This is a genomic window from Vallitalea pronyensis (assembly GCF_018141445.1).
Classification (GTDB): domain Bacteria; phylum Bacillota; class Clostridia; order Lachnospirales; family Vallitaleaceae; genus Vallitalea; species Vallitalea pronyensis.
Genome location: NZ_CP058649.1, coordinates 428,581 through 444,118, shown reverse-complemented (window position 1 = coordinate 444,118; position 15,538 = coordinate 428,581). Strand labels below are relative to the sequence as shown.

Genomic DNA, 15,538 nt, shown 5'->3' with positions numbered 1-15,538 from the left:
ATAAGTCAAATCATCATGATGTAACGCGCTATATAGTTGCTCTTTGACTTAAAGAGTTCCTTCATCTTTTTCATCTTGTCGTTATGCATCATATAAGTGTAACTAGAACTATAGTATCATTCAATGCACTAATTGTCTAGCTTTATCCATTAGAAATATCCACAAAGAAGCTACCCAAATTATGCTGCAAAGCTGAGGAAACGTTTATCCTTCGTTTCTTCTCTTTAGCATAACCCAGATAGCCTTTATTTGACCTATGATTGATTATTGGCGTAGTGCTTGTTCGATGTCCGCCTTAATATCTTCTATGTTTTCAATACCAACAGAAAACCGTATTAAATCCGGTCTTACCCCTGATGCCAATTGCTCCTCTTCGGTTAACTGACGATGGGTTGTACTTGCTGGATGGAGCATACAAGACCGTGTGTCTGCCACATGAACCACTAAGGCAATCATTTTGAGGTTATTAATGAGCTTTTCCCCTGCCTCTCGACCACCTTTTACACCAAAGGTTAAAACACCACTGCATCCTAGAGGCAAGTACTCCTTAGCTAAAGCATGACTAGGATGACTATCTAGACCAGGATATACCACCCATTCAATCTGGTCATGCTGCTCTAACCACTTAGCAATGGATAATGCGTTTTCACTATGCCGCTCCATTCTGAGTGGCAAAGTCTCTAATCCAACACTCATTAAGAACCCATTAAAAGGACTCATGGTTGAACCCATATCCCGTAATAATTGCACTCTTGCTTTGGTGATGTAGGCTGCTTCCTTAAAGTCTCTTACATATACCACACCGTGATAACTGGCATCAGGAGATGTCATTTCTGGAAACTTACCATTGGTCCAATCAAACTGGCCACTGTCAATGATCATACCACCAACACTTGTGGCATGCCCATCGATATATTTCGTACAAGAATGTATGACAATATCCGCTCCATGCTCAATGGGACGGCATAGATAAGGTGTAGCAAATGTATTGTCAACAATTAGGGGTAGTTGGTTGTCATGGGCTAACATGGCAAACTTATTAAAATCTAAGATATTTAGTAAAGGATTCCCAATGGTCTCTGCAAATACCGCTTTAGTATTGGGTTGAATATAGCTTTTTAAGGCTTCCAGACTTAATTCAGGGTCAACAAATGTGACATCAATGCCAAATTTTTCAAAGGTTGTCTTCAATAAAGAAAAAGAACCTCCATATAAGGTATTGGCTGCTACGATATGTTCTCCAGATGAACAGATGGTCATAATGGCTATCATCGTCGCTGCTTGTCCAGATGACGTGGCCATAGCACCTATACCACCTTCCATCATTGCCATTTTCTTTTCTAGTGCCTCTAATGTTGGATTGCTGATTCTTGTATACATATGTCCTGGGGCTTCCAGATCAAACAATTTTGCTACCTGTTCACAAGTATCATATTTATAGGTTGTGCTTTGATAAATAGGTAAGACTCTGGGTTCACCACTTTTTGGTTCATAACCGCCTTGTACGGCTGTTGTTTCTATACGCCACTTATTATCCACGTTAATGACCTCCTTCTTATGGATGTACCGACTTTAAATATTGTATATATTATAAAATAGAATGTATAAAAATTCAATGAAAAGGTGTTCCTATTGTGCCATGATACTATTTTTTTACATGTTGATGCCCTTCAACTTGCATGCTTAGCCTTACTCATATAATTTTTTTAATTCTGCGTCTTTTTTAAATCTATAGGTTTACATCCCTAAATATGTTTGCTACAATAAAATATAGAATATTGAAAGCCATTAAGAGAAAAGCTAAGGGTAAGGACTTATTAGGGGGATTATCAAATGGAAGATATCAATAACTATTACGAAGTAGCTGAGCTTCTAAAAGTATTAGGACACCCCGTTAGGCTGTGTATTGTCAACGGATTACTTCGAAATAAAGGCTGTAATGTTTCATTCATGCAGAGCTGTCTAAATATACCTCAATCAACAGTCTCCCAACATCTTGCAAAATTAAAGTCAGCTGGTATTATTGTTGGTGAACGAAACGGACTTGAAATAAAATATAAAGTAGTCAATCAAATCGCCATCGATCTTGTAACGTCTTTATTTGATGAATAATTACACAAGAATAGCGTCTTCGTAATAACTTCCCTCAGGGAAGCTAAAGTGCCAAAGAAAGTATGCATCAACACTTTCTTATAGCAAAAAGAGTGCTCATCATCTACAAAAGATGGATAGGCACTCTATTATATTATCCTGTGAAACTAGTTAACAGGTTTAATGACGGATTGGTGACCCATATAAGGCCGTAAAGCAACAGGAATATTTACAGAACCGTCTTCATTTAAGTTATTTTCTAAGAAAGCAATGAGCATACGTGGTGGCGCAACAACTGTGTTATTTAAGGTGTGTGCAAAGAACTTGCCGCTTTCTCCGACTACTCGGATTTTTAAGCGCCTTGCCTGTGCATCCCCTAGGTTAGAACAACTGCCTACCTCAAAATACTTTTTCTGTCTAGGCGACCAAGCTTCTACGTCAATGGACTTCACTTTTAAGTCTGCAAGATCCCCTGAACAGCATTCTAATGTTCTGACAGGTATATCCATGGAACAAAATAGATCCACTGTGTTCTGCCATAACTTATCAAACCACGCCATGCTGTCTTCAGGCTTACACACCACAATCATTTCTTGTTTTTCAAATTGATGGATCCGGTAAACACCTCTTTCTTCTATACCATGAGCCCCTTTTTCTTTTCTAAAACAAGGTGAATAACTTGTTAAAGCATGTGGTAATGACGTTTCTTGTAAAATCGTATCAATGTATTTACCGATCATGGAATGTTCGCTTGTACCAATTAAAAAGAGATCTTCACCTTCTATTTTATACATCATGGCTTCCATTTCAGCAAAACTCATAACACCTGCAACCACGTCACTACGAATCATGTACGGCGGAATACAATAGGTAAAACCACGATCAATCATAAAATCTCGCGCATAGGAAATGACCGCCGAGTGAATGCGAGCCATATCACCCATGAGATAATAAAAACCATTACCAGCAACTTTTCTAGCGCTCTCTAAATCAATACCGTTGAATCGCTTCATGATATCAGTATGATACGGAATCTCAAAATCGGGTACCACAGGGTCCCCATACCGTTCTACCTCTACGTTCTCACTATCATCTTTACCAATAGGGACGCTTTTGTCAATGATATTGGGAATAACCATCATGATCTTGTTTACTTGCTCTGCCAGTACTCTTTCTTTTTCCTCTAATTCCACTAAGCGTTCAGAACCTGCCGCTACTTGTCGTTTAACCTCTTCTGCTTCATCCTTTTCACCCTTCGCCATGAGCCCGCCAATCTGCTTTGAAAGTTTTTTCCTCTTAGCCCTTAGCTGGTCCGCTTCTTGTTGGGTGGTTCGTCGCTCTATATCTAACGCTATTACTTCATCCACCAACTCTAACTTACTATCCTGAAATTTGTTTTTCATATTTTGCTTTACAATATCCGGGTTTTCTCGTAAAAATCTTAAATCTAACATATCTACACTCCTTTACATGTATTTATTTTTTCCTACTAAAAAACCTTCCATCCCATGAAATCATGGGACGAAAGGTATCTCCGCGTTGCCACCCAAATTATTACAGCCCATTGGGCTATAATCTCTTGTATAGTTTGATAAAGGTGACTAACCTCTGATTCATCATCAGTTACTCCGGAAGTGGACAGATTGTTTCATTTTATCAGTTTTCACCAACCACTGACTCTCTTAAAAACGAAGGCAATCTTATTTTCCATCATAGCAATTCTTTTATTTATTATAATCCATATGATTTTATATTTCAATGATTTTTATTTATATTTCATAAGTATCTACAATAAAGATTTTTTTATTCTCCAATAAATCAATTTCAATCCAGTCTTCACACTTACCATGTTCATCTTCTAATATCCGTATAATGGGTCTGGTCGTGAACCCATTATTTTGTTTAAGCACAATACCTTTTCTTCCATCATTGGTTATGATACCCATACCAGAAGGATAAACAGCAATGTATTTAATAAACACATCCACAAGTTCAGCATCAAATAAGCGATTCTTATTCGCAACAAGGTATTCAATAACTTCATATATCTTATAAGCGTCACGTTGGGCATTCCTTGTAACCATCGCATCAAAAACATTACAAATAGAAATGATTTTTGTGGCATTGTTAATTTTATTGCCGCTCCATCCAAAAGGATATCCTGAACCATCTATATTTTCATGATGGGTTAAAATGATCACTTTCGATATAGAGCTAATCCATGAAGCCTCTGACAAAGCTTCATAGCCATAAATAACATGCTTTTTAATCATCTCATTTTCTTTTTCACTGAGTTTATCGGGCTTATTTAGTATTTCTTCTGGTATAAGCACTTTACCAAGATCGTGCAATAGGGCGCCAACAGCAATGTCTTTGACTTTGTTTTTATTATAGCCTAACTTAATGGCCATCAAGACTGCTAAAGCACATACATTAACCGAATGAGCATATGTATATTCATCTTTTCGACGTATATCCACTAGATTAACAATAATATTGCGTTGTGATAAAACATCATCAACAATATCATGAGCAGCATTAACAACATTGGTTAACTCCAAATGCCCTTGGGTGCTATACACCTCTAATACTTTCTTCACTTCTTTTTTACAATTCTCACGTGTCTTGTCCTCAATGAAATCATTGAGTTCCACACCCTTCGATAGTTCATCCTCAATATATATGTAATCTACTCCAAGTTCTCTTAATCGTGTCATATAAGATCTTTTTATATGAATTCCTTTCGATAAGAGAAAGCTACCATTCACTGAATAAACTGGACGAGCTACAATCTCATTTCCTTTTAGATTGTCGATCAGTACTCTTCTCATAATTATCCCACCTATGGAATTATAAAACATGTTTTAACATCTATCATATGTTAATTTCGTTATCATCCCTACAATGAAGTATAATTGCCCTATTATTATACTTTTTTTAACGAACACATTCTATATTCCTATATATTTTCAACCAAGAAAAACGTTGTGATGATTAACGTCCAAAAACTCTGATTGCCTATATTCAGCCAAAAATATATGAACAAAAAAGTATGCTTTGTTACCATTTATATACTGCCATTGGTCATATTATCGCACAGTCCCTATCTGAACAATCATATAACATGTGTCATGAAACAGCCTACAAATGTTAAAAAAATATACATACAATCCTGCCTTTATTTTTACCATCAATACAACTTGTGTCTATTTAATGTAGAAAGCTCTTTTTGATTAAAGGTTAATCGATATTATAATATCACTTTTTCAGCATCTCTTCAATTAAAATTAAAATAAATGAATAAAAAGACTTATATTGGCAATGATTATTAATGTACCATTTATTTACAATATTATATTTATGAGGAATTAGGTTTAGTCAATAAGCCTCATGAACATGGTACATCATCTAATACCCCCCTCAACCTGCGTTTTATTCCCCCCCTGAAACGCAGGTTTTTTTTGTCCATTATAAAATAGTAACTTTGTTATAATTTTAACTATTTTATGTGGTATTACATACTTAAGTAGGTTTGCTTGTCAAAAGAAGCATTTATTTTATGGCAATTTTGCACAAACAATATATGATAACCGTGTTTATATATAGGCATTCATACAGCTTGTATACTGTATTTATCGTTATTATGTACACATATTGGCTGTGTTTTTTGGTATAAGGGATTGACAATTATTTATCAATCTGTTACGATATCCTCGACGAAAGATTTTCATTATTTTTTTAGTAAGATTTGTGAAACATTTAACATAATTTAATGGTTATGCATTGGTAAAAATAAGATAAGAATAATGAAGGAGGTAGAACTTATGGCAAATCAAAAAGTTACAAAAACAAATGATATGGATGTAACCAAGATGGTGGATACATTGGTATCAAAAGCAAACAAGGCTCTTGAAGCTTACATGAACCTGGATCAGGAGCAAATAGATAATATCATCAAGGAAATGTCCCTTGCTGGTGTGGACCAACACATGTATCTTGCCAAACTGGCAGTAGAAGAAACGGGTAGAGGCGTATACGAAGATAAAATTACAAAGAACCTCTTTGCTACAGAGTATATCTATCATAGTATCAAATATGAAAAAACAGTTGGTGTCATTGATAAAAATGAAGAAGAAGATTACATGGAGGTTGCTGAACCTGTTGGTGTAGTAGCTGGTGTAACACCTGTTACAAACCCTACTTCAACAACCATGTTTAAAGCTATTATTTCCACAAAAACAAGAAACCCCATTATCTTTGCTTTTCATCCATCTGCTCAAAAGTGTTCCGCTGAATCTGCAAGAATTCTAAGAGATGCAGCTGTCAAAGCAGGTGCACCAGAAGATTGTATTCAATGGATTGAAACACCTTCACTAGAAGCTACAAGTGCATTAATGAACCATCCTGGTGTTTCCCTTATCCTAGCTACAGGTGGATCAGGCATGGTGAAGGCGGCTTACTCAACAGGAAAACCTGCCCTTGGTGTGGGACCTGGTAACGTACCATGCTTTATTGAGAAAACAGCTAATATTGAACGATCTGCTACAGACCTCATTCTATCAAAAGCTTTTGATTATGGTATGATTTGTGCGTCTGAGCAAGCTGCAATTATTGAAGAACCTATTTACAAAGCCTTTACAGATTATATGAAGAAACACCATTGCTATTTTACAACAAAAGCTGAAACGAAGCGAGTGGAAGGCGTTGTCATGAATCTTGAAAAAGGTATGGTTAATGCAGCTATTGTTGGTAAATCCCCAGTAGAAATTGCAAAGTTAGCAGGTATTGATGTACCGGAAAATACAAAGATTCTGTGTTGTGAAATAGGTGGTGTTGGTGATAAGTATCCCCTATCAAAAGAAAAATTATCACCTGTCTTAGCTATTATTAAAGCTAAGGATGTTGAAGAAGGTATTGCTTTAAGTGAAAAGATGGTAGAAATCGGCGGTCTTGGCCACTCATCTGTGGTACATTCTAATGATGATGACGTTATTCATGCTTTTTCTGATCGCTTAAAGACAGGCCGTATTATTATCAACTCTCCTTCAACCCATGGTGCTATTGGTGATATTTATAATACAAATATGCCATCCCTTACGTTAGGATGTGGTTCATACGGTAAGAACTCCACCACTTCTAATGTAACAGCAATCAACCTGATTAATAAGAAAAGGGTGGCGATCCGAAGAGTGAACATGCAGTGGTTTAAGATTCCAGAAAAAATATACTTTGAGCCTGGTTCCGTGCAATACCTTAGTAAAATGCCAAATATTACAAAAGCATTTATTGTTACAGATCCCTACATGGTTAAACTTGGCTATGTGGACAAAGTGCTCTATCATTTAAGAAATAGACACGGTTATGTACACTGCGAAATTTTCAGTGATGTTGAACCTGATCCCAGCATTGAAACCGTTAAAAAGGGTGCACAAATGATGCAAAACTTTGACCCAGATGTTATTATCGCACTGGGTGGTGGTTCGCCAATGGATGCGGCTAAAGGTATGTGGTTATTCTACGAACATCCAGAAGCGCGTTTTAGCGATATGGCTCTTAAGTTCATGGATATTCGAAAACGTGTATACAAGTTCCCTGCAATGGGTAAAAAATCAAAGTTTGTTGCCATTCCAACAACTTCAGGAACAGGTTCTGAGGTAACATCCTTTGCTGTTATTACCGATAAAACAAAAGGCATTAAGTACCCCTTAGCAGATTATGAGTTAACACCCGATGTTGCCATCATCGACCCTGACTTTGTTATGTCTGTCCCCGCTCGTGTCACAGCGAACACAGGGCTGGATGTACTGACACATGCTATAGAGGCATTCGTATCTGTACTGGCTTCTGATTATACGGATGCATTGGCTATGAAGGCCATTGAACTGGTATTTAAGTATCTTCCAAGAGCTTATAAAAATGGAAATGATGCTGAAGCAAGAGAAAAAATGCATAACGCCTCTTGTATTGCAGGTATGGCATTTACCAATGCATTCTTAGGTATTAACCATTCCCTTGCTCACAAATTAGGAGGAGAGTTCCATGTACCTCATGGTGCAGCCAATGCCATTTTATTACCACATGTTATTGAATATAATGGTTCCACTACACCAACTAAATTTGCTTCATTCCCTAAATACGAAAAATTTATTGCTCCTGAAAAATATGCTGAGATTGCTAGACATATTGGATTACCTTCTAGTACATCAGAAGAAGGTGTACAATCATTAGCAAATGCAGTACGTACACTCATGAAAGAATTAGATATGCCTATGACAGTTAAAGCATGTGATATTGATGAAAAACTATATCTAAGTAAACTTGATTACCTTGCTGATAAGGCATTTGAAGACCAGTGTACACCAGCAAACCCAAGAATGCCGCTTATTACAGAACTTGTAGACTTATACAAAAAAGCTTACTACGGAAAATAATATAGATGCACAAAGCAAAAAAGAAGGGCTGCCATTTCCTTCTTTTTTGTTATCTCTCTTTTATTATTTGTTTTAACTATTACTTCTCACCGTCCAACACGCTCTTACATAAACCTTCATTTCTATACGCGTATCCATTGTTTATTATAAAACAAACTTGTGAATGACTTCGGATACAGCATGCTCATGGTTTGTGGACTTTGTTATATAATTAGCAATTTCTTTTACTTCCTCACGAGCATTTCTAACCGCTACACCCATACCTGCATATTCTATCATGTAAATGTCATTCATACTGTCGCCTACTGCAATGATTTCTTCTTGTTTAATCTGAAGGTAGTCAGCCAGATACGCTAGTGCAAGCCCTTTATTGGCCTCTTTATTAATGACCTCTAAATATGTAGGCTTGGAGAAAAAAACATGTACTTGATCGTCATATTTTCTCTGAATATGTGTCTTCATTTCTTCTAGGGCTTCTATGTTATCACCATTGTACAATACCTTGATGGTATCATCATACACCTTAAAATCATCAACCAATTTCACCTTAATTTGACTCATGTTCTCATAAGCCTTGGTTCTTGGTGTGTATTTTTCCACAACCACATCGTCACCTTTATATAACTGAATATCCACATCATATTGTCTTCCCAGCTCAATAAACTCTTGTAAAATCTGTCCTTCAAGAGGTTTATAAAATATCCGATCATCTTGTCCATTATTAATGATGACACCGTTATACGAAATATAATAATCCGTATCTGTATGTAAGCCAATATCCTTCATGATTCTTGCAATGGACTGACTTACCCGTCCAGAACATAACGTAATGATCATACCTGCATCATGTGCCTCTTTTAAAGCTTTTATATTATCATCAGACACCACTAAGTGATCATTCAGTAATGTATCATCCAAATCTAAAACAATCATTTTGTATTTCAAAAAAAGCCCTCACTTTCAAATAGTCTGCTGTATTTTCTACTGTTAATAATTGCCTCAATGTCACTAAAACTTTTACCACTCGCATTAATCATCAGAACATTATTAGTTGTTGCAGCATTATACATATCGTTGTTAAGTATTTCATTGTATAGGCCTCTATAAGATGAGCTGGCATATATATAGATATCATGAGCATTTGCCATTGAGCCATTAATGACATGATAACCTCTATTTTTTAAATAATCATAAAGTCTATCCAACTCTTCCTGTACATATATCGTCATAACATAACACCTCCTAGTAATAATATTAGTATTACCAGGACATGTTAATTTATGATAGATTAAGCATCCTTTTTGTAAAGGACATGATAAATAAACGTTGAATACCTATCTTTGTTTCATGGCTTTTTCTAAAGCTTCTTTTTCCTCTTTGGAAAGAGCCTTGTCACACTTGCCTCTAACAATTTCTTTTACATATGTATAGCAGCCTTCTCGACTATGAATACCATTAATTAACAAACCTGTATTTTTTTGATTAATGAGGGCAACGACAAAGCTAACCTCTCCACCCATTTGCTCAAGTGCATTGTATTTGACTAAAGAAACTTTCTCAATTGATAATCGTACATGCTTCTCTAATTCCCTCATATCAAGCTGTTGTTTGTGTAGATGATCTTTCAAATCATCAATATCTTCAATATTTTGCTTAAGCACATCTTCAATACTGAAAGCTTCTTTCACTTGCATAAATCTGTAATAGCGTTTTTTCCATTTTCTACTCTTAAATGCATTCACCACAACACATATAAACATGAATAGGCTGAATACACATAAACCTAGTATTATATTAACTGTGTTGTCGGTAATAAAATCCCTTATGATATCCATTCATACAACCTTCCTTTTATTCTGTTAAGTCACCTTTACTGTAAACACACCATCTTAACCTATGGCACAATCCTACATAGGATAATCAGCATAATTAACCCACAATATGTAAACGTCATGACAATAGTTTTCTTCTGCCATGTCGGATTATACATGACTGTTCTTAATGGTTCCTATAAGCTCAATAAGACGCTCTAAATCTTCACTTGAATAATACTCAATTTCAATTTTACCTTTTTTCTTACTCTTTCTTTGAATATTAACCTTTGTACCAAAGATCTCTTTAAAACGGTCCTCTACTTCTTTATAGATAGGCGTCAACGCATCTTCACTAGTGTCCTTCTTTTCTTCTTTTGGATTCAATATACTCTTGATGAGTTTTTCTGTCTCTCTAACACTTAGGTTTTCATCAAATATACGATTAGCTAGCTGATACTGCATATCTCCTTCTTCCAAAGCTAATAGCGTTCTCCCATGACCACTTGAAACCATTTCATCAACGATCATACGCTGAACTCTTTCATCTAAATTCAATAAGCGCATGGAATTAGCAATAGCAGAACGGCTTTTAGAAACCTTTTCCGCTACATCATCTTGCTTTAATTTAAAATCTTTAATAAGTCTCTTAAAAGCAATAGCTTCCTCAATAGGATTTAGATTTTCTCTCTGAATATTTTCAATAAGTGATACTTCCAGTATTTCTCTGGTTGTATAACCTTTTAGAATAGCAGGTACTTCCTTTAATCCAGCCATCTTTGCTGCACGCCACCGTCGTTCACCAGCTACAATCTCGTAAAAATCATCTTTTTTAATAACAATGAGGGGCTGTATAATACCATATTGCTTAATGGAATCCGCTAATTCCTGTAATAAATCTTCGTCAAACCGTTTTCTAGGTTGATCTTTATTAGGACCTACGTCTTTTATTTTTAACTTCATAACGCCTTTTTTATTATCACTAATTTCTTGTTCCAAATCATCTGTAATTAATGCTGATAACCCTTTGCCTAACCCTCTTTTTGCCGCCATAATCTATTCTTCCTTCCTATTAATAACTTCATCTGCTAATAAACGATAACTCTCTGCACCCTTAGAATGGGTATCATAGATATTAATGGGTAATCCATGACTTGGTGCCTCACCAAGGCGAACATTTCTAGGTATAATGGTTTTGTAAATATTCGTTCGCTTCAACTCTTTCTTTACTTCATCCACCACTTGTAATGACAGATTCGTTCGTGCATCATACATGGTAAACACGACACCCTCAATCTCCAAATTAGGATTCAATCGCTTTTTAACAAGATTTATAGTATACATAAGCTGAGACAATCCTTCCAATGCAAAGAATTCACATTGGATCGGTACAAGAACCGTATCAGCCGTCGTTAACGCATTAACCGTTAATGTACTTAACGAAGGGGGACAATCTATAATAACATAATCGTAATTATCTCTTATTTCATCTATGTACTTTTTTAATACAAAACTATTATCCTCTAACTGAACCAACTCAATCTCAGCTCCAGCTAACTCCACATCTGCTGGAATAAGGGATATATTCTTAAAGACCCTTTTAATAATGCATTTTTTAGTACTAGCTTGTCCCAATAATAGCTCATAAACTGTGTTTTTGAGCTTTCTCTTATCTATACCAAACCCTCTAGTTGTATTTCCCTGAGGATCAATATCAATCGTAAGCACTTTTTTCCCTTTTTCCGCCAAACAAGCTGATAAATTGACGGTAGTGGTCGTTTTTCCAACACCACCTTTTTGATTGGCAACTGCTATGATTCTTGCCATTCTTTCCCCTTCTTTCGCTTATGGTTTTAATTCATTATATCATATTCTATTTTTTGAATCTATGCTTTTTTAACTTATCCGATAGAAACACTATTTTTTCTGGTTCTTATGGCTTACAAAATGTTTCACGTGAAACAATTGGCCTCCCCCCTAGTATCTTTCACGTGAAACATATTTTATTTAACACCTATCATTGGTCTATTGTTTCACGTGAAACATCTCAAAACAATCAAACGCCTCAAAGATGTATTAATAAGTCACAATATTGTTTGTTCAAGTGTAGCTGTAACTATAATCAGCATAGTATTAGGTGCTCTTCCCCTGTTTATTGCCATGAAAGAAACATTTTGTGTTAATAATAAGTGAGTACAAGACATTCGTAGATAGGAGAATGGGTATTATAAAGTTGTTCAACTTAAAAGAGCCTAAGAAAAGATAAGGTTCACTCCAGAGGTATTTCCTAAAGCTTACAACTCCCTACGGTCAGACAAGTAAGCTTTTATACGGAAATACCTCTTCCGTTCACCAACCTTTTCTAAGACTCTTTTAAAAATCACGACTTTATAATACCCATTCTCCTATCTACTAGGCTAGTTGTTGGGCTAGTGGCATATTAATATAAGTGAAGATGAAGGAAATGTATTTTGCATTCATTTAAGTAATGTTAAAGGTTTTAGGTAACAATAGAGTGGAAATAGAAAGTATGGCATTTTAAGAGTGAAACATCAATAGAATCATGGATAGTGGGTAATTTGGGCTTCCCTTTAATTATGATGATTAACTAAAAGCAAAATCACACCTAGAATACCTCATACGAATCTCTAGCCAATAGAAAAAATTAGAAATATGGCATTTATGGGAGCGTCATACCAATTCCCAATAATCTTTCTTTACAAGAGAAGATTAAATATAGAATTGACTAATCTACTTATTAATCAAGGATACTTCATACGCTAAAATAATCCAGTGGCTAACCATGTAAGGGTAACAAAATAAAATAACCCTTATATAATGGGAAATTATATATCAATTGCTATAATACACGTTAGATTAAAAGCTCTTCTCTCTTCTCCTAGACCCACTAACACATAATATATTTTTATGTAACCATGTCTCTCACCCCTAATCGCCCATATCCCTAATACACCTCTACCCCCCAATCAGCCCAGTATATGGATAGGTATAGATAATCAGTGATTTTTAAATAAGCGTTAGAAAAACTTAGAGCATGGAAAGATGGATTCCGTTAAAAAACTTAATTGTCTGAGCTTGCGAGTTTTAAGTTTTAGGAATCTATCTTTCCATGCTCTTTAGATTTTCTTCGATTATTTAACATGAACTGATTATCTATACCTATCCATATACGGAAACCTTAAAGCAACCCACATTAACCACATCACCATATACAAGAGTCTTAAAAGCAACTCCTATTAACCACATCACCATATACGAACATCCTAAACCTAACCTAATGAAATCACTAAATACCATAACAAAAAAAAGAAGCCCCACACCATAAGATGCAAAACCTCTTCTACCCCATATCAATTAATCACCATTCATATCTTCAAACACCCTACACAAACCAATAAATCCTTACATCTTCTCCGGCGCCTTCACACCAATCAACCCTAAAGCCGTCTCAATAACATCCTTCACACACTTCACCACCATCAACCTAGCATCACGCAAAGCCTCATCCTCAACAATAATCTTATTGTTATGATAAAAACTATTAAATGCCTGGGACAGATCAACCACATAACGGGATATAAATGAAGGTTCTAATTTCTCTGCCGCTAACCGAATGACATCTGGAAAACGTTGTATGGTCTTAATCACTTGGAAAGTTAAATCATCCGTTAACCGTGTATAATCCACATCATCACTTATTTCAATATCTTCCGCTTTTCTTAATACACTTGATGCTCGCGCATATGTATATTGAACATAAGGTCCTGTCTCTCCCTCAAAGTTTAACACTTTATCCCAAGAGAAAACAACATCCTTAATACGGTTATTGTATAAATCATTAAAGACAATGGCTCCTATACCAACAGCCTTAGCAACTTCCTCTTTGTTTTCCAAATCAGGATTCTTCGCTTCAATAATTTGTCTCGTTTTATCAATAGACTCATTTAATAGCTCTTCCAAATAAATGATCTGACCCTTTCGAGATGAAAGTTTACCTGATTCCATACTAACTAACCCATAAGGTACATGAACAAGTTTATCTGCCCACTTAAAGCCCATTTTCTCAATAACCTTAAACCATTGAGCAAAATGAAGATTTTGATCGAATGCTGTTACATATACACACTTTTCAAAATCATATGTCTCCTTACGGTAGATAGCTGCTGTAATATCTCTTGTAGCATATAGCGTACTACCATCTTTTTTTGTAATCAGACATGGTGGCATGTTCTCATCCTCAAGGGTAACAATCTTAGCACCCTCACTCACTTCTATGAGTCCCTTATCTTCAAGAGATGCAATAACAGGCTCCATTTTGTCATTATAAAAGCTCTCACCTGCATAAGAATCAAATTCAATATCTAACATCTTATACACTCGTTTAAATTCCTTCATACTGATTTCCTTGAACCACTGCCATAGAGCTAAAGCTTCATCATGGCCATTCTCCATTTTAGTAAACCACGCTCTTGCCTCATCATTGAGTGACGGCTCTTTTTCCGCTTCTTCATGAAACTTTACATAAATCTTTATGAGTTCATGAATACCATGCTTTTCAATTTCTTCTTTGGACCCCCATTTGTTATACGCCACAATTAATTTACCAAATTGGGTGCCCCAATCACCTAAATGATTAATACCAACACATGTATACCCTAACTGTTCAAATATCTTATACAATGCATTTCCAATAATGGTCGTTCTAAGATGACCTATATGGAAGGGTTTTGCAATATTAGGTGAGGAGTAATCCAGGACGATGGTTTTTCCGATGCCATCTTCCATTTTTTTACATATTTCGTTACTTCCTGCTGACAAAACTTTCTCTACATATTTTTCCTTATTCACATAAAAATTGACATAAGCACCCACAACTTTTATATTAGAAATATAAGCAGACTCACCCATTTTCTCACCAATCTCATTGGCTATCATATTAGGCGCTTTTCTAAATACCTTTGCCAGTCTAAAACATGGAAATGCGTAATCACCCATTTCAGTATTAGAGGGAATTTCAATCATTTCTTCAATGTCATGAGCCGATAACTCAGTTATAGCGTCTGACAACAGGTCTACAATTATTTTTTTAAACTCCATAAGCAAGACTTCCTTTCGTTACGTATTATACATATACACTTGATATGGCTTTTTCTATTATTAAAAACTCTCGTCTAAGTGACGAGA

The 15,538-nt window shown here is 35.7% G+C and carries 11 protein-coding genes and 1 other annotated feature; of the genes, 2 read left to right on the top strand and 9 right to left on the bottom strand.

Annotated elements, in window-relative coordinates:
• Nucleotides 1-264: 264 nt before the first annotated feature.
• Nucleotides 265-1,539: an O-acetylhomoserine aminocarboxypropyltransferase/cysteine synthase family protein gene (locus HZI73_RS01880; RefSeq protein ID WP_212696573.1), complete on the bottom strand. Its 1,275-nt coding sequence runs from the start codon at nt 1,537-1,539 to the stop codon at nt 265-267.
• A gap of 294 nt (nt 1,540-1,833) precedes the next feature.
• Between HZI73_RS01880 and HZI73_RS01875 the strand changes: the two genes are divergently transcribed.
• Nucleotides 1,834-2,112: an ArsR/SmtB family transcription factor gene (locus HZI73_RS01875; protein WP_212696572.1), complete on the top strand. Its 279-nt coding sequence runs from the start codon at nt 1,834-1,836 to the stop codon at nt 2,110-2,112.
• 146 nt (nt 2,113-2,258) lie between these two features.
• Here the strand turns inward: HZI73_RS01875 and serS are convergent, their stop codons facing one another.
• Nucleotides 2,259-3,545, bottom strand: a complete 1,287-nt coding sequence (serS, locus tag HZI73_RS01870) for a serine--tRNA ligase (RefSeq protein ID WP_212696571.1) — start codon at nt 3,543-3,545, stop codon at nt 2,259-2,261.
• Between the two features lie 60 nt (nt 3,546-3,605).
• Nucleotides 3,606-3,814 (bottom strand) — a binding site (T-box leader).
• Between the two features lie 46 nt (nt 3,815-3,860).
• Nucleotides 3,861-4,922, bottom strand: coding sequence for an HD-GYP domain-containing protein (locus HZI73_RS01865; protein ID WP_212696570.1), 1,062 nt, complete (start codon nt 4,920-4,922; stop codon nt 3,861-3,863).
• 993 nt (nt 4,923-5,915) lie between these two features.
• Between HZI73_RS01865 and adhE the strand changes: the two genes are divergently transcribed.
• Nucleotides 5,916-8,522, top strand: coding sequence for a bifunctional acetaldehyde-CoA/alcohol dehydrogenase (gene adhE / locus HZI73_RS01860; RefSeq protein WP_212696569.1), 2,607 nt, complete (start codon nt 5,916-5,918; stop codon nt 8,520-8,522).
• Between the two features lie 144 nt (nt 8,523-8,666).
• On the opposite strand, the gene HZI73_RS01855 is transcribed toward adhE, so the two are convergent.
• From HZI73_RS01855 to argS, 6 genes are all read right to left on the bottom strand, one after another.
• Nucleotides 8,667-9,467 carry a Cof-type HAD-IIB family hydrolase gene (locus tag HZI73_RS01855; RefSeq protein WP_212696568.1) on the bottom strand — a complete coding sequence of 267 codons (801 nt, stop codon included), beginning with the start codon at nt 9,465-9,467 and terminating at the stop codon, nt 8,667-8,669.
• Complete coding sequence (locus HZI73_RS01850; protein ID WP_212696567.1) at nt 9,464-9,751, bottom strand: YkuS family protein; 288 nt, start codon at nt 9,749-9,751, stop codon at nt 9,464-9,466. Before HZI73_RS01850 ends, HZI73_RS01855 begins: the two co-directional genes overlap by 4 nt.
• Before the next feature lie 105 nt (nt 9,752-9,856).
• On the bottom strand, nt 9,857-10,357 hold the full coding sequence (locus HZI73_RS01845) for a DUF4446 family protein (RefSeq protein ID WP_212696566.1): 501 nt from the start codon (nt 10,355-10,357) through the stop codon (nt 9,857-9,859).
• Nucleotides 10,358-10,504: 147 nt separating this feature from the next.
• The gene (locus HZI73_RS01840; RefSeq protein WP_212696565.1) at nt 10,505-11,386 is read right to left on the bottom strand and encodes a ParB/RepB/Spo0J family partition protein; all 882 of its coding nucleotides are present in this window, start codon (nt 11,384-11,386) and stop codon (nt 10,505-10,507) included.
• Between the two features lie 3 nt (nt 11,387-11,389).
• A complete protein-coding gene (locus tag HZI73_RS01835; protein ID WP_212696564.1) occupies nt 11,390-12,160 on the bottom strand; it encodes a ParA family protein in 771 nt (256 codons plus the stop codon).
• A gap of 1,596 nt (nt 12,161-13,756) precedes the next feature.
• Complete coding sequence (argS, locus tag HZI73_RS01830) at nt 13,757-15,451, bottom strand: arginine--tRNA ligase (protein ID WP_212696563.1); 1,695 nt, start codon at nt 15,449-15,451, stop codon at nt 13,757-13,759.
• Between the last annotated feature and the right edge of the window lie 87 nt (nt 15,452-15,538).